Annotated in this window: 22 protein-coding genes; 13 read left to right on the top strand and 9 right to left on the bottom strand. The window is 39.6% G+C overall.

Features of this window, described 5'->3' with window-relative positions:
* Positions 1-210 precede the first annotated feature (210 nt).
* Positions 211-690, bottom strand: a complete 480-nt coding sequence (locus tag AC1M9F_RS05740; protein WP_035267879.1) for a tRNA (cytidine(34)-2'-O)-methyltransferase — start codon at positions 688-690, stop codon at positions 211-213.
* A gap of 28 nt (positions 691-718) precedes the next feature.
* Complete coding sequence (gene cysG / locus AC1M9F_RS05745; RefSeq protein WP_481597274.1) at positions 719-2,104, bottom strand: siroheme synthase CysG; 1,386 nt, start codon at positions 2,102-2,104, stop codon at positions 719-721.
* A gap of 199 nt (positions 2,105-2,303) precedes the next feature.
* Here cysG and AC1M9F_RS05750 point away from each other — a divergent pair, with 199 nt between their 5' ends.
* The 5 genes from AC1M9F_RS05750 (at position 2,304) to AC1M9F_RS05770 (ending at position 7,316) form a co-directional block, all read left to right on the top strand.
* Positions 2,304-3,554 (top strand): dienelactone hydrolase family protein, encoded by a 1,251-nt coding sequence (locus AC1M9F_RS05750; protein ID WP_481595838.1) that lies wholly within the window; start codon positions 2,304-2,306, stop codon positions 3,552-3,554.
* Positions 3,555-3,599: 45 nt separating this feature from the next.
* Positions 3,600-4,121 carry a flavin reductase family protein gene (locus tag AC1M9F_RS05755; RefSeq protein WP_179997732.1) on the top strand — a complete coding sequence of 174 codons (522 nt, stop codon included), beginning with the start codon at positions 3,600-3,602 and terminating at the stop codon, positions 4,119-4,121.
* A gap of 30 nt (positions 4,122-4,151) precedes the next feature.
* Positions 4,152-5,237 carry an LLM class flavin-dependent oxidoreductase gene (locus AC1M9F_RS05760; RefSeq protein WP_481597275.1) on the top strand — a complete coding sequence of 362 codons (1,086 nt, stop codon included), beginning with the start codon at positions 4,152-4,154 and terminating at the stop codon, positions 5,235-5,237.
* Between the two features lie 60 nt (positions 5,238-5,297).
* Complete coding sequence (locus tag AC1M9F_RS05765; RefSeq protein ID WP_481597276.1) at positions 5,298-6,140, top strand: hypothetical protein; 843 nt, start codon at positions 5,298-5,300, stop codon at positions 6,138-6,140.
* 156 nt (positions 6,141-6,296) lie between these two features.
* Positions 6,297-7,316, top strand: coding sequence for an AraC family transcriptional regulator (locus AC1M9F_RS05770; protein ID WP_481590631.1), 1,020 nt, complete (start codon positions 6,297-6,299; stop codon positions 7,314-7,316).
* Positions 7,317-7,384: 68 nt separating this feature from the next.
* On the opposite strand, the gene serS is transcribed toward AC1M9F_RS05770, so the two are convergent.
* The 5 genes from serS to rplU all read right to left on the bottom strand — a co-directional run bounded on the left by serS (position 7,385) and on the right by rplU (position 11,169).
* Complete coding sequence (gene serS, locus AC1M9F_RS05775) at positions 7,385-8,656, bottom strand: serine--tRNA ligase (protein WP_481591769.1); 1,272 nt, start codon at positions 8,654-8,656, stop codon at positions 7,385-7,387.
* A 112-nt stretch (positions 8,657-8,768) separates the two neighbouring features.
* A complete protein-coding gene (locus AC1M9F_RS05780; protein WP_481597277.1) occupies positions 8,769-9,554 on the bottom strand; it encodes an RsiV family protein in 786 nt (261 codons plus the stop codon).
* A 110-nt stretch (positions 9,555-9,664) separates the two neighbouring features.
* The gene (gene lolA, locus AC1M9F_RS05785) at positions 9,665-10,363 is read right to left on the bottom strand and encodes an outer membrane lipoprotein periplasmic chaperone LolA (RefSeq protein ID WP_035267863.1); all 699 of its coding nucleotides are present in this window, start codon (positions 10,361-10,363) and stop codon (positions 9,665-9,667) included.
* Between the two features lie 217 nt (positions 10,364-10,580).
* Positions 10,581-10,838, bottom strand: a complete 258-nt coding sequence (gene rpmA / locus AC1M9F_RS05790; RefSeq protein WP_035267862.1) for a 50S ribosomal protein L27 — start codon at positions 10,836-10,838, stop codon at positions 10,581-10,583.
* 19 nt (positions 10,839-10,857) lie between these two features.
* A complete protein-coding gene (gene rplU, locus AC1M9F_RS05795) occupies positions 10,858-11,169 on the bottom strand; it encodes a 50S ribosomal protein L21 (protein ID WP_035267860.1) in 312 nt (103 codons plus the stop codon).
* A gap of 407 nt (positions 11,170-11,576) precedes the next feature.
* On the opposite strand from rplU, the gene sdsA reads away from it, so the two are divergent.
* The 8 genes from sdsA (at position 11,577) to AC1M9F_RS05835 (ending at position 22,208) form a co-directional block, all read left to right on the top strand.
* Entirely contained in the window at positions 11,577-12,554 is a 978-nt protein-coding gene (gene sdsA / locus AC1M9F_RS05800) for an All-trans-nonaprenyl-diphosphate synthase (protein ID WP_035267858.1), read from the top strand.
* Positions 12,555-12,577: 23 nt separating this feature from the next.
* On the top strand, positions 12,578-14,629 hold the full coding sequence (locus tag AC1M9F_RS05805) for a site-specific recombinase (RefSeq protein WP_180027964.1): 2,052 nt from the start codon (positions 12,578-12,580) through the stop codon (positions 14,627-14,629).
* Between the two features lie 163 nt (positions 14,630-14,792).
* Positions 14,793-15,428, top strand: coding sequence for a phosphatase PAP2 family protein (locus tag AC1M9F_RS05810; protein ID WP_481597278.1), 636 nt, complete (start codon positions 14,793-14,795; stop codon positions 15,426-15,428).
* Positions 15,428-16,669, top strand: a complete 1,242-nt coding sequence (locus AC1M9F_RS05815) for an efflux RND transporter periplasmic adaptor subunit (RefSeq protein ID WP_035267853.1) — start codon at positions 15,428-15,430, stop codon at positions 16,667-16,669. Before AC1M9F_RS05810 ends, AC1M9F_RS05815 begins: the two co-directional genes overlap by 1 nt.
* A 12-nt stretch (positions 16,670-16,681) precedes the next feature.
* Positions 16,682-19,858: an efflux RND transporter permease subunit gene (locus tag AC1M9F_RS05820; protein WP_481597279.1), complete on the top strand. Its 3,177-nt coding sequence runs from the start codon at positions 16,682-16,684 to the stop codon at positions 19,856-19,858.
* Complete coding sequence (gene adeK / locus AC1M9F_RS05825; protein WP_035267849.1) at positions 19,858-21,309, top strand: multidrug efflux RND transporter AdeIJK outer membrane channel subunit AdeK; 1,452 nt, start codon at positions 19,858-19,860, stop codon at positions 21,307-21,309. Before AC1M9F_RS05820 ends, adeK begins: the two co-directional genes overlap by 1 nt.
* Positions 21,310-21,407: 98 nt before the next feature.
* A complete protein-coding gene (locus AC1M9F_RS05830; RefSeq protein WP_092766864.1) occupies positions 21,408-21,758 on the top strand; it encodes a YbjQ family protein in 351 nt (116 codons plus the stop codon).
* A gap of 9 nt (positions 21,759-21,767) precedes the next feature.
* Positions 21,768-22,208 (top strand): YbjQ family protein, encoded by a 441-nt coding sequence (locus tag AC1M9F_RS05835; RefSeq protein ID WP_092766865.1) that lies wholly within the window; start codon positions 21,768-21,770, stop codon positions 22,206-22,208.
* Positions 22,209-22,370: 162 nt separating this feature from the next.
* Here the strand turns inward: AC1M9F_RS05835 and AC1M9F_RS05840 are convergent, their stop codons facing one another.
* The gene (locus tag AC1M9F_RS05840) at positions 22,371-23,177 is read right to left on the bottom strand and encodes an SDR family NAD(P)-dependent oxidoreductase (RefSeq protein ID WP_481597280.1); all 807 of its coding nucleotides are present in this window, start codon (positions 23,175-23,177) and stop codon (positions 22,371-22,373) included.
* An 18-nt stretch (positions 23,178-23,195) separates the two neighbouring features.
* The gene (locus AC1M9F_RS05845) at positions 23,196-23,876 is read right to left on the bottom strand and encodes a hypothetical protein (RefSeq protein ID WP_481597281.1); all 681 of its coding nucleotides are present in this window, start codon (positions 23,874-23,876) and stop codon (positions 23,196-23,198) included.
* Positions 23,877-23,978 lie beyond the last annotated feature (102 nt).

Consider the following 23,978-nt stretch of genomic DNA (forward strand, 5'->3'; position numbering starts at 1 on the left):
TATTAAATTCATTAACAAATAAAAAATTTGACCATTTTGTATATTTTTTAAACTTTTACTCAAAAAAAATTGGATTCCCGAAATATAAAATCAAATCGTATTTAAAATCATTATTTTAATTTTATTCTTAATGAATATTTCTTTATATTAGCCAAGTTTTACTAAACTTTTATGCATTAAAAAAGGTCACCTTTCGATGACCTTACTGACTTAAGTTAAATCTTTAAATCCTTGTTGTCGCCATGCTTCATAAACAATCACTGCCGTAGCATTAGATAAATTTAAGCTTCTAGAATTTGGTGCCATTGGCAAACGAATCCAATGTTGCTTTGGGAACATCATACGGACATGTTCAGGTAGTCCGCGCGTTTCAGGCCCCATGAGTAAAGCAACTGGCCTATTCAGATTCGAGGTATGTGGTGTTTCGGTACCTTTGGTCGTTAAAGGATAAATCGAATCTTGATCGACACCTTGACTCGCTAGATTTTCCAGACATGCTTCAATATTATCCCATATCTGCATGCGAGCCCATTCATGGTAATCTAATCCAGCACGCTTTAACTTCTTATCATCCAGCTCAAAACCTAGCGGTTTGACCAAATGTAATTGTGCTCCTGTATTTGCACATAAACGGATAATGTTTCCTGTATTTGCAGGAATTTCTGGTTCGTATAAAACAACATGAATCACAATAATTTCTCAACTTTATAGCAGACTTTTACAGTTCGTCTTGCCATTTCAACTGTTCTCTTAATTTCACCACCTCACCAATAATGGTCAAAGTTGGCGCCTGAATTTGATTTTCTAACACTTTCGAAGCGATATCTGCCAAAGTCCCCACAACAACTTTTTGTTCTGGTGTCGTACCTTTAGAAATTAAAGCAACAGGCATGTCTGCTCGTTGACCATGTTGAATAAGCTTTTCACAGATTTTTTCTAATCCAACAAGCCCCATGTACAGTACCAATGTTTGGTGTTCATACACGAGTTCATTCCATGGAAGTTCAGGAGAACCTTCCTTCAAATGTCCAGTCAAGAAGCGAACACTTTGTGCGTAATCACGATGAGTTAAAGGGATACCCCCATATGCTGAACACCCTGATGCTGCGGTAATCCCTGGAACGACCTGAAATGAAATTCCTGCCTCATAGAGTTCTTGAATTTCCTCACCACCTCGCCCAAAAATAAAAGGATCTCCTCCTTTTAAACGGCAGACACGTTTGCCTTCATTCGCATATTTCACGAGTAAAGCATTAATACCTTCTTGTGGAACAGCATGATTTGACCTTGCTTTACCCACATAGATTTTTTCAGCATCCCGGCGGCATAACTCCATAATAGCACCAGAAACTAAACGGTCATAAATCACAACATCTGCTTGTTGCATCAACCTTAAAGCTTTGAGTGTGAGAAGCTCGGGATCACCTGGACCTGCCCCAACTAAATAAACCTCACCTTTGGGTTTGTTCCATTCTATTAAAGACTGATGAATAATTTTTTCTGCTTCAGCCAGATTATTATTAAATACCCGCTCTTTGAAAGGTCCAGCATACAGCTCTTCCCAAAAGATACGGCGTTCATCAGGATTTTCAATTTTTTGTTTTACACGTTGTCGCCATTCACCAGAGATTTTAGCTAATGTTCCGATTCCATGCGGGATTACAGTCTCAAGTTGAGTTCTAATCTGTCTGGACAATACTGGGGATGTCCCATTACTCGCAATTGAAATAACAAGTGGAGAGCGATCAACAATTGCAGGGACCATAAATCGGCAATGTGGTGGATCATCAACACTATTCACCAATACATTTAAGTTTTCACATTCTTCAAAAACTTGTTGATTCACTAAAGGCTGATCTGTGGCAGCAATCACTAAACGGTAATCGTTTAATTTTAAATCGTGATCTTCAAAATGAGCTTGAATATATTGACCAGAGCTTTTCTCGACAATTTCTAAAAGTTGCGCCTCAATCTCAGGTGAAATAACCGAAATTTTTGCTCCTGATTTTTGCAGTAACAGTGCTTTGCGATATGCAATATGCCCTCCACCGACAATCAAGCAAGGTTGCTGCTGCAATTTTAATGAAATTGGAAAAATATCCACTGAATCGATCCTCATATGCCCACTCTATTTTAGCACCTTCTCCACGACTCAAGCTGCTTAAAAGTAAGCAAGTGGTAGCTTTTTTAACAGATGCATATCGATGAAGGGACCTAAAACGGATAAAACTTGAACTCTATTTGGATAGTCAAAAATCCTGCTGATGCCGATGATAAGTTCAACAGTAAAGGAGATTATCGAGATGGCTGGTTCATATATTGATGTACATTCATCAGCAGGTTCGTTTAAAGCATATCTTTCAGTACCTGAAGCAGGTAAAGGTCCTGGTCTTGTGTTATGTCAGGAAATTTTCGGTGTTAATGAAGTTATGCGTCAAAAGGCAGACTTTTTGGCTGAAGAAGGTTATACCGTTATTGTTCCTGATTTATTTTGGCGTATTCAACCTAATGTAGAACTCGGTTATACCGAAGAAGACTTTCAAAAAGCATATGACTTATATACTCAATTTAATCAAGATCTGGGTATTGAGGATATCAAATCTACAATTGAAACACTCAAATCCCTTGAAACAGTTGATCAAGATGCAGGTACTGGATTGGTCGGATACTGCCTAGGCGGTAAATTGGCATATCTCGCAGCTTGCCGCATTCCAGATTTAAAGTGTTCTGTTTCTTACTACGGTGTAGGAATCGAGCAAAACCTAGAAGAAGCAGTCAACATTCAATCCAAACTGGTTCTTCATTTTGCTGAACAAGATCAATTCTGTGATTCTAACACTCGTGAACAAATCCTACTTGCTCTGCAAAACAACTCAAAAGTCGAAACATATATTTATCCAGATGTTGATCATGCCTTTGCTCGCCCACAGAGTATGCATTATCACAAGCCTAGTGCACTCATGGCACATGAAAGAACCATTACAGCTTTACGCAAAGCAATAGGACCAAATTACGACCTTGCTGCGCTATGGGAAGAGCATGTTCGATTTGAATTTGACACTCGAAATGTTCCAGACACGATGGCCACAATGGTGGCAGAGCCTTATGTCAATCACATTCCAACATTGACAGGTGGCGTCGGCTACAAACAATTAGCTCGCTTCTATCAATACCATTTTGTTCATAACAATCCAAAAGATATGAAACTGACGCCTATTTCACGAACTGTAGGCGCAACTCAAGTCGTTGATGAATTCATTATGAGTTTTACTCATGATGAGGAAATTGATTGGTTAATTCCTGGAATTAAACCGACGGGAAAATATGTAGAGATTCCAATGCTCGGCATTATCAAGTTCCGTGGACCGAAACTATGTCATGAGCATATCTATTGGGATCAGGCAAGTTTACTGGTGCAAATTGGCGTATTAGATCCAACTGGACTACCTGTTGCAGGTGTTGAAACTGCCAAGAAACTTTTAGATGAAACTTTACCCTCAAATGAACTGATGCCAACTTGGCCATCCAGTGAAAATAAACCGATTGGCGAATAAAGGAACTCATTCTGACAATCAGAATTAAGATGAAGGATTATGATCATGTTAAATGAAATGACACCTGTAATACAGTTGGAGCAACGCTCGTTACGCCAACTCTTAGGTCAGTATGCAACTGGGATTACAGTAGTAACTGCATTAGATTCAAATCATAAAAAAATTGGAATGACAGCGAACTCATTTACTTCTGTATCGCTTGATCCACCTTTAATTTTATGGAACATCGCAAAATCTGCGACACATTTCGAAGATTTCAAACAGGCAGAATATTTTGCCATCAATATCTTGAGTGAAGATCAGTATCAAGAGTCTAAGCATTTCTCAAAATCTTCTGATGACAAATTCGAAGGCTTAGATGACGTTGATGAGTATATGGGCATCCCCATTCTAAATAAATCCTTAACCACTTTTGTTTGTCGTCAGTATGAGCTTCATGAAGCTGGAGATCACTACATTATTGTGGGACAAATTGAAGCCTGCCGTAATCAGCTTGGAAATCCATTGGTGTTCCATAACGGGCAATATAAACAAGCAAATCTTCATCAAGCATTTGCTGGTGTATAGCGAATTCACGAAATTTAAGGATTTTTTAAAATGAATCAACATCACTTTTTCAATGATAATCGCTTTCTACTCGGCTCATTTGCTTCTAACTGCTCAGGTGGAATGACCATTTCAACTCTTGAAGATCGATGGAGTGCGAGCTGGGAAAAGAATCTCGAACTTGGAAAAATGCTAGATGAAGCTGGTATCGACTTCATGTTACCGATTGCTCGCTTTACAGGCTATGGCGGTGAAACAGACTTTCAGGGAACAATTTTAGAGACCATGACTTGGGCGGCCGCATTATTGGCTTTAACCAAAGACATTACAGTTTTTGCGACAATTCAGACTGTCCCCAATCATCCAGTTGTAGTTGCCAAGCAGATTGCAACGCTATCTGAGATTAGTCAAGGTCGTATTGGACTCAACATTGTTGCAGGCTGGAATAAACCTGAATATGAAGCACTCGGTCTACATTTACCTGATGATCACGAAACTCGTTATGGTTATGCACAAGACTGGTATGACCTGATTAAAAAAGTATGGACCAGTGAAGAAAAATTTGATTTTGAAAGTAAGTTTTTCAAAACCAAAGGAACTTATGGAAAACCAAAACCACTTGTACATCCGCCTATCTTCAATGCTGCTGGTTCAAAAAATGGACGTGAATTTGCCGTTAATAATGCGGACTTTCTTTTTACACCAGCTTCAGACTTGGGCAGAAGCAAGATTGAAATTGATGAGCTTAAACAAGCAGCTCGCGACGTAAACAGAGAAGTCAATGTGATGACCTTCTCCCATGTCATTTGCAGACCTACACAAGAGGAAGCCAAAGCAGAATGGGATCGTCAATTAAACAATGCTGATACTGTTGCCGTTGACAATCTGATGAGATTAATGTTTGCACATGCTCAAAGTTTCCCAAAAGAGGTTCAACAATCGATACGTGATGCAATGAGTGTAGGCCATGGTGGCTTTCCATTAGTCGGTACACCTGAACAAGTTGCGCAAGGTATTTTAGATTTAAATGAAGCTGGTTTTAGAGGAACGACACTTTCATTCCTCGATTATAGCCGCGAATTTCCTTATTTCCGTGATCATGTTTTACCAATTTTGGAAAAGCATAATATTCGTTAATCCACCACTTAAGCCGACCGTTTCACTGTCGGCTTATTTATTTTAAGAGGGAATTTAGCTGTGAATTATATTTTAAAGGGATTATTCACTGGATCAATCTGCTTTGTATTAGGCACTGCAGTTCAAGCGGCAAATTGGAGTGATACTTCACTGGCTGTCAGTTATGGTCAAGATTTCTCAGAACCATTTAAAGACGGTGATTTTGACAAATATATTTTTAGTCTTGTACACCTAAGCGGCTATAAATATGGCACCAATTTTTTTCAACTCAATATGCATCAATCCTCAGCTGAACCAAATGCGAACAAAGCTTCTGGTCGAGGAGCTCAAGAGGCATATGCAATTTATCGTCATACTTTAGATATCCCAAGTATCACGCAACACAAACTGAATGATTCTAGTTGGTTCAAGACATATGGTTTTACAGTAGGTTTTGACTGGAATACAAAGAATGATGATTATGGTTCAAATCGACAAATGTATGTTGCTGGTCCAAGTGTTACATTAAATACACCAGGCTATCTTAATCTCAGTTTGCTAGGCTATTACGAGAGCAATGATGCTAATGTACTGAGTAAAAAATATACCTATGATCCTTACTTAGCACTTCAAGTGCTTTGGGATTTTCCTATTATGCAATCGAATTGGAATTATCAAGGCATAGGTGTTTGGATGAGTACCAAAGGGAAAGATCCTTTTGGTGAGCCTACCGCCAGTGAAATCTTTGTAGACATGTCTTTAATGTATTCTTTACTTAAAGATAAATCTGCCAATCAACCAAAATTGAAAGCTGGGATTGCTTATCAATACTGGAAAAATAAATATGGTAATGATGCATCTGGTGTTGCTGGTTCAGGAGCGACCGCGAGTAGCCCTATGTTACGTGTCGCTTACCACTTTTAAATAACATATCAAATTAATCTAATTTAGTACCAAAAGAGTATTTTTATATTCTGCTATTTTAGATTAATTTATTTATTTGAGATAAAACAAAAAAAGCAAAATCATGGATTGATTTTTGCATAAGTAATGATAAGCAAGCTAAGGATAGAGGTATTTATGTATAGCCAGCAACACAGGTCTATTTCTACGATTCAATCACATACGCAGAATATTCATGATGCCAACCATTGTCTTGATTTAATCATTGGCCCACATGATTTAGTCGATTTTAATCAATATGAACCATTGGATTTTAGTTTTAATGGATCGCAAATCGGTCGTATGATTATTGGGGATTTAACATATGGTAAAGATGTAATTTTCAAAACGCATACGCATGAAAATATGAACCACTTTTGTATAACGCGCCCTAAAAATGGGCGACCACTATTTAAAAAAGATGGTCAAACTTTTTACGCCTGTTATGATCAAGCATCCATTGTTTCACCTGAAGATAAATTTGAACTAATTATTGACAAAGACTGTGTGCAAACATTCATTTCTTTTTCAAAGACTTTTGTTGAAAAAATACTTTCAGATTTAATCTCTCAGCCAGTTACCGAACCTTTGGTATTTCAAAATGTGATGGATCAAAACAACCCGAAAATTAAAGCATGGTGGGATTTAATTGACAGTATTAAAAATTTCACAAACAATTTTACCAATACTTCATTTTTTCAAGAAATGCGCTCAGATTTTGAATATATTATTGTGAAGTCATTATTATTATCTCAACCCAATAACTATAGTGATTTAATTTATAAAAATACTTTAGATTATCCTGACTTCTTTACTCGCTTGTTAGAATTCATACAAAAAAATATACATCAAAAAATTGAAATTTCAGATTTAGAATATGCATCTGGATTAAGCAAAAAAAAGCTGAATACAATTTTCAAAAAATATTTAAAATGCAGTCCAAATGCTTATATACGCCATTACCGACTTAAATGTATTTATAATGAAATTTCACAGTCTACGCATAAAATTAATATTACTGAAATTGCTTATAAATGGGGTGTTACACATTTAGGTCGTTTTTCACTTGAGTATAAAGATGCATTTGGGGAAAAACCGAGTGAGACCTTAAAAAAAATTATTGAAAGGCAAACAGGCAGTGCTCAACTCATTCATTAAAACACGTTCATTAAAACACTCAAAAAAAAAGCTAACTCAATTGAGTTAGCTTTTTTGTGTTTTATCGATTAATCGATAAAACTTTGTCCACCCATATAAGGACGTAAGACTTCAGGAATCTCAATCGAACCATCTTCACGTTGATAGTTTTCCATTACCGCGAGCAAAGTACGACCAACTGCTAAACCTGAACCATTCAAAGTATGAACAAACTCTGTTTTCTTTTGATCAGCACGGTAACGAGCTTTCATACGACGAGCCTGGAAATCCCCCATGTTTGAACACGATGAAATTTCACGATAGGTATTTTGGCTTGGTACCCAAACTTCTAAGTCATAAGTCTTCGTTGCACCAAAGCCCATATCACCACCGCATAAGATGATTTTGCGATATGGCAATCCAAGCGCCTGTAAAATACCCTCAGCATGCCCTGTTAAATCTTCCAATGCTTGCATAGAGTCTTCAGGTTTAACAATTTGAACCATTTCAACTTTGTCAAATTGGTGCTGACGAATCAAACCGCGTGTATCACGACCATAAGAACCAGCTTCACTACGGAAACAAGGTGTATGAGCAGCATATTTTAACGGTAGACGCTCAGGATCAATAATCTCATCACGCACAAAGTTAGTCACAGGTACTTCAGCAGTTGGTATCAAGTAATATTCTTTGTCACCTTGAAGCTTGAACAAATCTTCTTCAAATTTAGGCAACTGACCAGTTCCACGTAATGAATCAGCATTTACTAAATACGGTACATAAGCTTCTGTATAGCCATTTTTCAATGTATGTGTATCTAACATGAACTGCGTTAGTGCACGTTGTAAACGTGCAAGCGGACCCTTGAGCACACTGAAACGAGTACCTGTTAACTTAGTCGCTGTTTCGAACTCGAGTCCACCCATCCACTCACCAAGATCAGTGTGATCTTTAATTTCAAAGTTGAATTCACGAGGCGTACCCCATTTTAAAATTTCAACGTTGTCATTCTCATCTTTGCCCTCTGGCACCGACTCATGAGGTAGGTTTGGAATAGAAAGTGATTTTGCTTCAATTTCAGCTTGTAGTTCTGTTAACGCAAGCTCAGCGGCTTTAATTTCATCTCCGATCGCGCTCATACGAGCCATGATTTCAGAGGCATCACCACCTGCTTTTTTGATTTGACCAACTTGTTTAGCACCCGAATTACGTTCTGCTTGTAAAGCTTCAGTCTTAGACTGAATTTCTTTACGACGAGCCTCTAAAGATGCCCATTCTTCTACGTTGAGTTGCACGCCACGTTTAGCTAAGGCTAAATTTACAGCCTCTATATTATTTCTAAGTAATTTCGGGTCGATCATGGTTAATCTTTTCAGGGAAAAAAACTGCCTATAGTGTAAGCGCTTCGTTGAAAAAAATACAGTCGAAGCGCTGACAGCTGAAGCTTATTGAATCAAATTAAAATAGAGTCAATTACTCAGCAGCGAGTTTGGGTAGGTTTGGAAGAAATTCTGACTGTATCAAACCATTCACACTCACATAAGGTAAAGTGAGTTCAGACATTCCTTCAGCATAGGACGCGAGTTCATACAGCGGATAAACAAAGACGATACCATCAACTCCGTAATAGAAATTGTCACTTAATTCGAGTTTATCTTGTTCAATATTGTGATCTGTAAGCCACATACTATTAGCACTATAAAGTGTTTCTAATAGCTTTTTATTTTGACCTTTCACAATTAAATCTTGTAGTGCTATTCTTTTTTTAGTTTTTAAATCGAAATGAACATATTCTTTGTGGTACATCCCATGTGCTGCACCAGCAGGATATACATAGCTCAGATATTCAAAACTCGCTATATTCTGATGTTGACTTAAATAACGTACCACAGTCTGACTCTGACTCAACTTCAGCGGATCCACAGTAGTTGTCTCTGTATTCTTAGTAGCCGATTGGAATGGTATAGGGTCTGCTTTTTCAATTCGATTTTTAAAATACGTATTAATCCACGGATGATTAGTTTCAACCGTTTGGAATGAATATTCTGTACACCCTGCCTCATCGCATACTTGCTTCTGTTTAGGCTTTAATTCGACGTTCTTCGATTCGATATACCAAGATTCTGATTGTTTTGCTTGCACAGCAGTCTCATTGCTTTTTTTAGTTTCTGCATCAGATTTAGGCTGACAAGCGCCTAACATGATCATTGATGCACAAATAACACTCAATTTTCCAAACCGATTCATGTGTTTTAGCATATAGCCTCCAATAAAAATGAGTGTTTAACACAGAGACTATAAATTCTAGATGACATGAATTCAGTTGAAATTTGTAGTTAAAAAAAGCAGCGATAAACGCTGCTTTTATATTATTGGTCAATAATGTCTGTGCCTTTAGGCGGTGTAAAGTTAAATGTTGAATCCGGAATACCTGCATTCACTTTCACATTACTAAATTTAACGTGTGTAGTTTGTCCTAATGAATCTTCTAAAATCATTAAGCTTGGCGCTTTATTTGCACCGAAACTAATGGTCAGACTCTGAAAGGCACCATCTTTCTGCTTAGGATATAACGTGTAATAAGTTTTAGCTTTATTTGGCTGTGTTACACGATATGACTGCATAATTTGGTTGGTATTACCAGACAATAATAATGCTGGTGTATTGGCAACTTGCTCATCCATATTTTGACGAATTGCCTGCTGTAGATCTGGGTCATAGATCCAAATCATCTTTCCAGAAGTCACAATTGTTTGTTTTGCTGGTGCTGTAGTTTCCCAATAGAACTTACCTGGACGAGCAACTTTCATCACCCCAGTAAAAGTCTGATTCATATGTTGAGCACTCAAACCTTGTTTTTGTGGTGCTTTACTAGATTTAGTTGCTTTCGTTGTTTGTTCAAAATTTGCCGTTAAACTTTTTATTCCGTTTAATTGACGAACCAAGTTTGCGGTCGCTTGTTGCTCCGAAGCAGCCACTGGCGCTGCGAAAACTTGAGTGCTTGCGACTGGTGCCATCATTGCAGCACTCATTGTAATTGCACCAATCGTTTTACGAAGCATTGTCATGATCCCACCTTTTGTTATTGATCATCATTTGATATGGAGTCATCTTAAACCAAATTTGATCGCTAATAATTGAGAAAATAAGAACTTTTGTATTGTTATTTAGCTAAATTGTTGAAAATACTTCATCATGATGAAGATTCACTTCAGTTCAAAAACTTTCTTTCAGATATAAAAAAACCCACTCAAGAGTGGGTTTTTTGGTTATGCCTGATAAAACTTATACAGTTTCAACAGATACATAACGACGGCCAAATTGACCTTTAACTTCGAATTTGATCACGCCATCAGCGGTAGCAAATAAAGTATGGTCACGACCCATACCAACGTTAGCACCAGCGTGGAACTCTGTACCACGTTGACGAACGATAATGTTACCAGCAGTCACAGCTTGACCACCGAACATTTTAACACCTAACATTTTAGGATTTGAGTCACGACCGTTACGTGTCGAACCACCGGCTTTTTTAGTTGCCATGTCTATTTACTCCTCGTAATTAGCCTGAAATAGCTGTAATTTTCAACTCAGTGAACCATTGACGGTGACCTTGTTGTTTACGATAGTGTTTACGACGACGCATTTTGATGATGCGGATTTTGTCGTGACGACCATGGCTAACTACTTCAGCAGTTACTTTAGCACCAGCAACAACTGGAGCACCAATTTGAATGCTATCACCGTTCACTAACATTAATACGTCATCAAACGTAATAGTAGAACCAGTTTCAGCTTTCAATAATTCAACTTTAAGGGTTTCACCCTCAACAACACGGTGTTGTTTACCACCGCTTTGGATTACTGCGTACATAATGTACTCCAACAGGCCCGTGTCGTCGTGCCGATAAAGGAATATATCGATCTTAAAACGAACGCCACTGGGGGTTATTCAAGGGCAAAGATTTTAAGTGATAATGAAATAAACAACAAGGTCTTTTGTCTAAAAGTTAACTTTCATCCCGAAATATCTATTTCTTACATGAAAATAACAATTTGCTGATTGATTAAACTATATTTATTCACAAAATGAACTACTTCGAATATCAAATAACGTATCAAGTTTTATTGGTATTATGAAGATTAAATCACAAACATGAATAGAAACTGAACAACATTAAGAAAATCATGCATATTCATGTGGCAAAGCGACCAAAACTTTCACTTAAATTGTTACACTAGCTGAGTAACATCTACTGTTTGTATAAGGACTTCATTGTTATGGCCATCGATTTTAAGCAAGACATTCTCGCACCTGTTGCTACAGACTTTGCTGCGATGGACCAACTTATTAATGAAGGAATCAGCTCTAAAGTTGCTTTGGTGATGTCAGTCAGCAAACATGTGGTTGAGGCAGGTGGTAAACGCATGCGTCCTATTATGTGTTTATTGGCTGCTCGCGCTTGCGGTGAAACTAACCTAGAGCATGCCCAAAAGTTAGCTGCAATTATTGAAATGCTGCATACCGCTACACTGGTACATGATGATGTCGTAGATGAGTCTGGGTTACGCCGTGGTCGTCCTACAGCGAATGCAACATGGAATAACCAAACCGCTGTCCTCGTTGGAGACTTCCTGATTTCTAGAGCTTTCGATTTGCTCGTAGATTTGAACAATATGGTGTTATTAAAAGACTTCTCAACAGGAACATGTGAAATTGCTGAAGGAGAAGTACTTCAACTGCAATCTCAACATCAACCTGAAACCACTGAAGCGACTTATTTAGATATTATTCACGGCAAAACATCTCGTTTGTTTGAATTGGCGACTGAAGGCGCTGCGATTCTTGCCAATCAACATCAATATCGTGAAGCACTCAGAAAATACGCAGGTCATTTCGGGAATGCATTTCAAATCATAGATGACATACTCGATTACACCTCTGACGCAGAAACACTTGGTAAAAATATTGGCGATGACTTAATGGAAGGTAAGCCAACACTGCCACTGATTGCTGCTCTACAAAAAACTTCTGGAGCAGAGCACGATATTATCCGTCGTAGCATCACTACAGGTGGTACTGAACATTTGGATCAAGTGATTCAGATTGTTCAAAACTCTGGTGCACTAGATTACTGTCGCGAACGTGCTGTTGAAGAAACTACAGCAGCTCGTGAGGCATTGTTACAACTGCCTGAAAGTATTTATCGTCAAGCGCTTGATAATTTGGCGCAATTAGCATTAGATCGAATCCAATAAACTTCAACTAAAAAAATTTGCGTATGCATATAAACTTTAATGATCTTTTTAAACAAATGCAGGAGCAACTTGACCATCATCAAGCTGCTCCAGACGAAAACATACTCATTGAACTCGTTAATCGCATCCGTCCATCAGACAGTTATAACCTAGAAGAAATTAATCAAAAATTTCAGGCGTTGATACAAGCGTTATTAATTACGCCGACTGCTGCCACCACTTTTCAAGCCTATATCGTTCATCTGATCAATCGCTATAAACAAACCACTATTTATGCGGACAGTGGGATTCTTTCTCTAGATGGTTTTTGGAATCAGTTGGGTCAACGAATGGGAGCGCATGTTCTTCCCCTTTTGACCGATGAAACTGATCTAAAAGATTTAGTCTTCCGTGTCTTTCATTTACGTAGCGATAAATATTGGCTAGAAAATATTGAAGATCAGCAATGGATTCAGTTTTTTCAGATTGTCAATCAAAGTAATGGCAGCTTAGATGCAAAATTTGGCATCAAACGCGACATGATTAAAGCCATTACAGTTTTATCTTACCGTATCAGCGGTATTGGACTTTATCCTGAGTTTATTAATGCACAACCAGAACTGACTGAATATGAGTCACCTTTTTTGGTGCAGAATCGTGAAATAATTGAATTTATTGAGCTATACAAAAAACATTATAGTGAAGCTGATGATCTTACTGAAATGGTCGTACCCGACGCCAACCAGGCTTTGGTGATGATCGAGCAGTGCCGCGATGTCGTTTTGAAGATTCGTCGTGCTACGAAAAGAATTGGGGTGAGTTTAAGTCTCACTTATTTATTGTCTTTGCTTGAGCAATGTTTAGATCGTATTGAACTATTACTGAACTTATTGACTGAAACTGGAAAAGTTCAATACTTAGCACTCGCTGAGTTATGTCAAGATTTAGTTGCGGCTCACTATGAGGAGCGAAGTGTTCGAGAGCTTTTAAAAACAAACAGTGAATTAATCGCATTACAAGTCACTGAAAATGCCAGTAAAACTGGCGAACATTATGTAAGTACCAATAAAGCTGGTTTCTTCAGTATGTACAAATCAGCCGCAGGTGCAGGCGTCATTATCGCTATCATGGCGACCTTGAAGATTCTCACTGCGCGCATCGCCATGGCACCTATCATGCAAGCCTTCGCGTATAGCATGAACTATGCATTAGGTTTCATGTTGATCCATGTACTCCATTTTACGGTTGCAACCAAACAACCTGCTATGACTGCAGCTGCCCTAGCCGCGACAGTTCAACAAAAGAAAGGGTCTCGAACTGCACAAATCGCAGAACTTGCTGCACTGATTATCAATATTATCCGTACGCAGTTTGTCGCTATTCTCGGCAATATTTCCATTGCAATCCCGGTTGCAGCATTGATCACCATGATGTGGCCGTTGATTTTGGGTGAACAATTACTCAATCACAGTAAAGCAACATATTTACTTCATAGTTTAAATCCTTTTACATCCCTAGCAGTCCCACATGCAGCTATTGCAGGTGTATGTCTATTTTTATCTGGTTTGATCGCAGGTTACTTCGACAACATGGCAGTGTATCGTAAAGTCGGACCTCGCTTAAAAGCACATCATCGCTTAAAAAACTGGCTAGGTGCTGACAGACTGGAAAAGTTTGCAAACTATATTGAACGTAATTTAGGAGCACTAGCCGGGAATTTCCTGTTCGGAATCATGCTAGGCAGCATGGGGACAATTGGCTTTATTCTTGGTCTGCCTTTAGATATTCGTCATATTGCCTTTGCTTCAGCAAACTTTATGCAGGGCCTATTGAGTATCAATGGCACGCCTGAAATAGGGCTCATTATTGTTTCATTCCTTGGTGTATTATTAATTGGTTTGACCAACTTATTTGTCAGCTTTAGTCTCACTATTATTGTGGCATTACGCGCAAGACGTGTTCGTTTTGAACAATGGAAACCTCTGGCAAAATTAGTATTTACTCACTTTGTTACACGACCAATGGACTTTTTCTGGCCCCCCAAACAACCTTTAGAGGTCGAAGATCCAATTTCACCAAAGAAATCTTCTCATTAGATATTAGTGTTATTTTTTGTGCTAAAAATAAGATGCACATTGTAATGAAATTACTATAAATTATGCTTTTACACTGACTTGAAAAAAAGTGTACTGGCGAGTACACTTTGACGCATTCATGCAATAAATGTATGCGACTATAATATAACTCAGGTTATTTTATATGCCTTACTTACTGATTTTAATAGGTTGTTTAGGAATAACGATAAGTAGTATAGGAATCTATATTCCAACGATACAACAGCTCGATCTCACTGCTGTTTCATGGATGAGTCAACACCGCAATCCCCTCTTAGATGGAATTGCGGTTTTATTGTCTCATGTTGGCGGTTTACCGATCATGCTGATGTGCGTGGCGATTTGGACCTTACAGCAATGGCGATTAAAACAATATGCTAACTGTCTATTTATCTCACTTGGTCTCGTTGGTGGTGCCTGTCTTGGCTGGTTACTCAAATATGCTTTCGACCGACCTCGTCCAAATGCAATTTATCAAATCGTTGAAACTTATGGAGCCGCATTTCCAAGCGCACATAGTCTCTATGCAGCAGTGATTGCTGGTTTGATGATCATGATCTTTCGAAACCATCATCAAAGTAGAATCATTTTCGTCGCTGCCTGTATATGGTTTGTTGGCATGGGTTTTTCACGGGTTTATCTCGGTGCTCATTACCCGACAGATGTTGTTGCAGGTTGGAGTATTGCGTTGATATGGCTGACTATACTGTGGTTAGTCCTATCACAACGGATAGCAAAGCAAACAATTATTTTTAGAGAAAAATCTAACGAGGTGGAATAATGATGTCGGCAAAGCTTTGGGCCCCTGCCCTCACTGCTTGTGCTCTTGCAACAAGTATTGCACTTGTGGGTTGTAGCAAAGATCCAAAAGATGCAGAGCAAGCCGCTGCACAACAGCAAATGCCGCCAACTGAAGTTGGTGTCATCGTTGCTCAACCACAAAGTGTTGAACAAACTGTCGAGCTTTCGGGTCGAACTTCAGCCTATCAAATTTCTGAAGTACGTCCGCAAGCAAGCGGTGTGATTTTAAAGCGTCTGTTTGCTGAAGGTAGTTTTGTGCGTGAAGGACAACCTCTGTACGAAATTGATGCAAATACCAACCGTGCGAACTTAGACAGTGCAAAAGCAGCCTTAGTTCGTCAAAAAGCCAATCTCAATGCGCTTCAAGTTAAAGCTGACCGTTATCGCCAACTTGTCGGTATCAATGCTGTGTCTAAGCAAGAATTTGATGATCTACAAGCACAAGTTAAATTGGCACAAGCAGATGTTGCAGCTTCAGAAGCAGCGGTGAAAAATGCGCAGATTAACTTAGGTTATTCTACTGTTCGCTCACCCATTTCAGGGCAATCAGGTCGCTCTAGTGTGACTGCAGGTGCATTGGTAACGGCTAATCAACCTGAAGCATTGGTAACAATCCAACAGCTTGATCCAATCTATGTCGATATCAACCAATCAAGTGCTGAGCTTCTTCGTTTACGTCAACAGTTGAGTCAAGGCAGCATCGACCGCAGCAACAATACTAAAGTTCGTTTAAAACTTGAAGATGGCAGCATCTACCCTATTGAAGGTAATCTTGCATTCTCTGATGCAAGTGTAAATCCAGAAACAGGGACAGTTACCCTACGTGCTGTGTTCTCAAATCCGAACCAATTATTATTGCCAGGAATGTTCACTAATGCTCAAATTGTGCAAGGTGTAATTCCTAATGCGATTTTAGTGCCTCAAGCGGCTGTGACCCGTACACCAACAGGTCAAGCGACTGCGATGATCGTGAATGCGAAAGGTGCAGTTGAAGTACGTCCAATTGAGACTGCAGGTGTGCAAGGTAAAGATTGGATTGTGACCAAAGGTCTAAATACGGGTGATAAGGTCATTGTAGATGGTGTGGCGAAAGTTAAACCCGAACAACAAGTTGTAGCTAAACCTTACCAACCTCAAGCTGCAGCACCTCAAGCCGGCAAAGATGGTCAACAAGCAAAGCCAGCAGCTCAATCTGAACAAAAAGCTACTTCAAATGCATAAGGAGTAGACTGAATGGCTCACTTTTTTATCCATCGCCCAATTTTCGCTTGGGTGATTGCATTGGTCATCATGTTGGCGGGTATTTTATCCCTCACCAAGATGCCAATTGCGCAATACCCAACGATTGCACCACCAACGGTATCGATTTCTGCAACATATCCGGGTGCATCTGCTGAAACTGTAGAAAACACAGTAACGCAAATTATTGAACAACAAATGAATGGCTTGGATGGGTTACGTTACATCTCATCTAACAGTGCTGGTAATGGACAAGCTTCCATTACTCTAAACTTTGAACAAGGTATCGATCCTGATATTGCACAGGTACAAGTTCAAAATAAACTTCAATCAGCGACTGCACTTTTGCCTGAAGACGTACAACGTCAAGGTTTAAAAGTTACCAAGTCTGGCGCAAGCTTCTTACAAGTTATTGCGTTTTATTCTGAGTCAGATGCATTAGATGCAAATGACATTAAAGACTATGTAAACTCAAATATCTCTGAACCACTTAGCCGTGTGACTGGTGTTGGTGAAGTGCAAGTATTTGGTGGTTCATATGCTATGCGAATTTGGATGGACCCATCCAAAATGGCCAACTTGCAAGTTACACCGAGTGATATTGCAAATGCATTAAGAACTCAGAATGCGCAAGTGGCGGTAGGTCAGTTAGGTGGTGCACCTTCTGTACAGGGTCAAGTTTTAAATGCGACTGTAACTGCTCAAAGTCTTTTACAAACACCTGAACAATTTTCAAATATTTTCCTTAAGAACTCACCAAATGGTGCACAAGTTCGTTTAGGTGATGTCGCTAAAATTGAATTAGGTGCAGATAATTATGCATTTGACTCTAAATTTAATGGTCAACCTGCAGGTGGTGTAGCGATTCGTTTGGCAACGGGTGCAAACGCATTAGATACAGCCCAAGCGATTGAAGATCGTTTAAAAGAATTACGTCCAAACTACCCAACAGGTATGGTGGACAAACTTGCATTTGATACAACACCATTTATTGAGCTCTCAATTAAAAGTGTTGTGAAAACCTTAATTGAAGCGATTATCCTCGTATTCTTGGTCATGTTCTTGTTCCTACAAAACTGGCGTGCAACCATTATTCCAACAATGGCTGTTCCAGTGGTTGTATTGGGTACATTTGCCGTGATCAACATGTTCGGATTCTCGATCAACACATTAACCATGTTCGCTATGGTTCTCGCCATTGGTCTTCTGGTGGATGATGCGATTGTCGTCGTAGAAAACGTTGAACGTGTGATGACAGAAGAGCATCTTGAGCCTGTGGAAGCGACTGAAAAGTCGATGGGACAGATCTCTGGTGCATTGATTGGTATTACCTCTGTCTTAACTGCAGTATTCGTACCTATGGCATTCATGGGGGGTACGACAGGTGTAATTTATCGTCAGTTCTCTATCACACTCGTTACAGCAATGATCCTTTCATTGATTGTTGCATTAACCTTTACCCCTGCATTGTGTGCGACCATGTTGAAAAAACATGATGCCAACAAACCTCAAAGCAATAACATTTTTGCCCGTTTCTTCCGTTGGTTTAACAATGGTTTTGACAAAATTTCGGTGAAATATCAAAACGGCGTAAACCGTTTAACACATGCCAAGCTATTTGCAGGATTGGTCTATGGTGTTGTGATTGCTGTGATGGGCTGGTTATTTGTCAACCTTCCTTCTTCATTCTTACCAGATGAAGACCAAGGTGTGGTGATGACTCTCGTTCAGCTACCACCAAATGCAACGCTTGAACGCACTGGTAAAACAATTGATCAAATGACAGGCTTCTTCCTCAATAACGAGAAAGAACATGTTGAATCTGTATTTAGTGTTGCTGGTTTCTCGTTCACAGGTATTGGTCAAAATGCGGGTCTTGCCTTCATTAAGTTGAAAGACTGGAAAGACCGTACCTCTCCTGAATCTCAGGTCGGTGCAATTATCCAACGTGGTATGGCACTGAATATGATTGTGAAAGATGCCAGCTATATCATGCCTCTTCAACTTCCAGCAATGCCGGAGTTGGGCGTGAGTGCAGGCTTTAACCTACAGTTAAAAGCAGCTGCAGGTCAAAGTCACGAGCAATTATTAGCAGCACGTAATGCTGTACTCGGCTTAGCTTCTCAAGATCAGCGCTTAACAGGTGTTCGTCCTAACGGACAAGAAGATACGCCTCAATATCGTGTCATCGTCGATCATGCTCAAGCAGGTGCTATGGGAGTCAGCATTGCTGAAATCAATAGTACGATGGGTATGGCATGGGGTGGTTCATACATTAATGACTTCATCGATCGTGGTCGTGTGAAAAAAGTGTATGTCCAAGGTGAAGCGAGCTCTCGTATGATGCCTGAAGACTTAGACAAGTGGTATGTCCGCAATAACCAAGGTACGATGGTTCCATTCTCAGCGTTCGCAACAGGCGAATGGACTTATGGTTCACCACGTTTAGAGCGTTATAACGGCGTTTCTTCCATGAACATCACAGGTACTCCAGCTCCAGGTGTGAGTTCGGGTGATGCAATGGCCGCGGTTGAAGAAATCATTGCAAAGCTTCCTTCAATGGGCTTACAAGGCTTCGATTACGAATGGACAGGTTTATCTCTCGAAGAACGTGAGTCTGGCGCACAAGCACCATTCCTTTATGCTCTTTCGTTATTGATTGTCTTCCTCTGCTTGGCAGCCTTATATGAAAGTTGGTCTATCCCATTCTCTGTACTCATGGTTGTGCCATTGGGTATTGTTGGTGCACTTGCCTTAACATTCTTGGGAATGATTATTTTGAAAGATCCAAACCTTTCAAATAACATCTACTTCCAAGTGGCGATTATTGCCGTGATTGGTTTGTCCGCGAAGAATGCGATCTTGATTGTAGAATTTGCGAAAGAGCTTCAAGATCAAGGTGAAGAACTCTTCGAAGCAACCTTGCATGCCGCGAAAATGCGTTTACGTCCAATCATTATGACCACATTGGCTTTCGGTTTTGGTGTTCTTCCACTAGCTCTCGCTTCTGGCGCAGGTGCAGGAAGTCAACATTCCGTGGGTTATGGTGTACTTGGTGGTGTAATCAGCTCAACACTTTTAGGGATCTTCTTTATTCCAGTGTTCTATGTATGGATCCGAAGTATCTTTAAAACAAAACCAAAACAAAATAAACAGGAGCAAATTTCGTGATGCAAAACGTATGGTCTATTACAGGTCGTAGCATTGCGGTATCTGCAATTGCGCTTGCTTTGACAGCATGTCAAAGCATGCGTGGTCCAGAACCGGTCACTCAAGCCAATATTCCAGGAAGTTATCTTGGCAATGCTTCTGGTCCATCTATTGCGGAGCAAGGTTATAAAGATTTTTTTGTAGATCAACGCTTAATCCAAGTTTTGGATTTAGCCTTGGCAAATAACCGTGATCTTCGTAAAGCGACGCTAAATATCGAATTAGCACGTCAACAATTTCAAATCAGCCAAAACAATCAATTGCCTACGATTGGTGCAAGTGGTGGTGTTTTACGACAAGACACGGTCAATTCGCCAAGCCCAGTAACAACCTATAATGTAGGTTTAGGTTTAACGGCTTATGAAATTGATTTTTGGGGTCGTGTTAGAAGCTTGAAAGACAATGCCCTAGACACTTATCTTTCAACTGCAAGCGCACGTGATGCCACTCAAATTGCCTTGATTAGCCAAACAGCTCAAGCTTGGTTGGCTTACTCATATGCGCAAGCGAATCTTAAGCTCGCTGAACAGACGCTAAAAGCTCAACTTGAATCTTACAATCTCAACAAAAAACGTTTTGATGTGGGAATCGACAGTGAAGTTCCGCTTCGTCAGGCTCAAGTTTCTGTTGAGACGGCACGTGGTGATGTTGCTGAATACAAGACTCAAATTGCACAAGCGGTTAATGCGTTAAACCTCCTTGTAGGTCAACCACTACCTGACAATTTATTGCCTAAAGAGAGAATCACACGTGTGACATCAACCACTGCTTTTGCGGCTGGTTTGCCAAGTGATCTACTCAACAACCGTCCAGATGTTAAAGCGGCTGAATATCAGCTAAGTGCGGCTGGTGCGAATATCGGTGCTGCAAAAGCGCGTTTATTCCCAACCATTAGCCTCACAGGTTCAGCAGGTTATGCATCAACAGACTTAAGTGATTTATTCAAGTCTGGCGCTTTTGTTTGGTCTGTTGGTCCTAGTCTAGATATACCAATCTTTGACTGGGGTACACGTCGTGCCAATATTAAAGTCTCTGAAACACAGCAACAGATCGCATTGTCTGATTATGAAAAATCAATTCAATCTGCGTTCCGTGAAGTGAATGATGCTTTGGCAGTGCGTCAAAATATCGGTGAACGTTTAACTGCACAACGCCGTTTAGTTGATGCGACCAATACAACCTACAAACTCTCAAATGCCCGCTTCCGCGCTGGTATTGACAGTTTCTTAACTGTATTAGATGCGCAACGTACATCGTATAGTGCTGAGCAAGGTTTATTGCTGCTTGAACAAGCGAACCTTAACAACCAAATCGAGCTCTATAAATCACTCGGTGGTGGCTTAAAAACTAATACTACGGATCAAGTGATTTATCAGCCTTCAAGCTCAGATTTAAAATACGACAAGAAGTAATTTTTTGTTTAAACAAAGCTCACCTCGGTGGGCTTTTTTATTGTCCCAAATACTGATATTTTGTCATTAATTATCCTTTTTAAAACGACTTCAATCACATGCTGTTAAGTAATTTAGAATCTGTACCTGGTCATCAAATTCAACAACAATTTGACGTGGTATATGGCAGTACCGTCAGAAGTAAACACGTCGGGCGTGATTTACTCGCAGGACTTAAGAATATCGTCGGTGGAGAACTCACCGCATACACGGAATTACTTGAAGAGTCTCGTCAAGAAGCAATGAATCGTATGATTGATAAAGCACGTGGCTTAGGGGCGAATGCGATTGTCGGAATTCGTTTCTCAACTTCCAATATTACCCAAGGTGCTTCCGAATTATTTGTTTATGGCACAGCTGTGTATGTCACACCGAATGCACCTAAAATTCCTGATCCATTCACCTCTTAAGGATTCGTTATGGATGGTATCATTTTTCAGGTGGTCATCTTTCTCATCCTATTTTGTATTGGATTTGGATTTGGTCGCTATAATGAACAAAAGCATCTTAAGCAACTTGATGAACAAGAAGCGCGCTTAGCTTATATCAAGTTAGATAGTCAGCGTTTTAAAACTTCTGAAAACCATGGACAAATGATCAGCAGTAATGTTGTGATTTCGCATGATTATTTTAAGTTTGTACTTGCGCAAATCCAAAATTTCTTTGGTGGACGCTTACGCAGTTATGAAAGTATTGTTGAACGTGCAAGACGTGAAGCTATTGTTAGACTTAAACTTGAAGCTGAAAAAATGGGCGCAACTGAAATCTTAGGGTTAAGACTCAGCACCACAGATTTAGGACTTCAAGGTGGAATGGTTGAAGTATTCGCTTACGGAACTGCTATACAAAAGAGAGACTAAAAGTCTCTCTTTTTCTTTACAGGTATGTAGTAGTCACTCAAGCCCTATACTTTATTTGAGGAGTCTTCAAACCCCTTATCGCTCGCATGATCATTGAGATAGAAAACCAGACATAGTTGATAAAATTTTTCTCATCGATACGCGGGTCACGATCATTAAAAATTACTTTACTTTCATTTTTCGGATCATTCGATACAGTATTGCTGGTGATAACCGTGAAATAAAGACGCCTAATTTTTCTTTTGCCCCACCCACGACAATATACTCATCCCCTTTCAATAATGCCTGTACGGTTTGTTTAGCAAATTCCTCTGCTTCTAAACCATTTTCAATAGCCTCATCTTGATAACCTTGGGGCTTTCCTTCACCGTTTAAAGCGTTAAAGGACACATTGGTTTTCACGAATCCCGGGAAAATCACCGAGACACCCACACCATCTTGCGCAACTTCAGCACGTAAGCTATTCGCCCACATATGAATCGCACCTTTGGCTGCCGAATAAGTCGCACGATATTGTGTACCCAATAAACCAGCGACGCTTGAGATAAAGGCAATTCGTCCTGACTTCTGTTGCTGAAAAGTCCGCAAAACCGTTTTGGTTAAAAAGACTTGAGAGAAATAGTCAACTTCCATGATCGCACGTTCAGTTTGCATGGTCGTGTCTTTAATTAATGCACGTTGTGATAGACCTGCATTATTGATTAACCAATCAATACGTCCCTTTTGTTGGAGAACTTGTTCATAAGCATGACGAACTTGTGATTCATCTGTGATATCCGCTTTAATGGAAATATGTCGTTCTGGGTGTGCCAAAGACTGTCTTACCGTTTCCAGCTCTTCAAAACGACGAGCCGTCAATATAACCTGTGCCCCTAAGCTGGCACATTCAGCAGCCAACGCTTTACCAAGACCCGATGATGCACCTGTAATCCACACCACTTTCTGATCAAGCTGTTCCAACTTTGCCATTCCCTTTATCCTTATGGTTTAAGCATTTAATTTTGCTTTTTGCTGTCCTTCATTATCAAGAAAAACCAAAAAATGGTCAAAGTACTTCACGATACTTTGTGCATCATGAATTTTGCTTAAATTTTCAAATCGCTTATACCCTAATCCTGTGGTCAAACTGATCACACCATTTAAGGTTTTATCCACCACCATATTAAATTTCAGCATTTTTTTAGGTTCACGAATTAAGCTCGTAACGCCTTGATCAACCACTTTAGTGAAGGCTTTTAAGCCGGGAGCAACATATTGATTTTGACCTTCACGCATACGTTCTGCACAGCCCAGTAACTCATTCACAATAACTTTTTCAACTGGGTATGAAATATAGTATTTTCCATCTTGTTCATACATCAAACTTTGTACATGATTCACCATAGGCGTTAAGCGATCATTACCAAAAAAAGATACTGACCAAGGCATGTATTTCAAGATTGCATCTTGCACTTGTTTCAATACTTTTGCTGAGTCTTGATCCTTTGCATTAGAATCTCTGACCAGTGTGCCAAAGGCTTGATCAATAATCTCACAAGCAATTTTGGACAGATTATCTCCAAGAATTTTAGCTTGCGCTTCACGATCTCCTGCATTGAGTTTTTGGTGAATGGTTTGATATTGCTGATAAGTTTCAGGTTGTAAGCGCAAAGAAATAGTATAGGTCATGCGATTGTTATCCTTTATTGTCAGGCCGATTCCGCGAGTTGACGCTGGCTTTAGTGTTATTCAAAATCAATTACTGTTCGATTGTGTGGGATTTGAAACGAG

The sequence above is a fragment of the Acinetobacter sp. ANC_7504 genome, assembly GCF_056779995.1.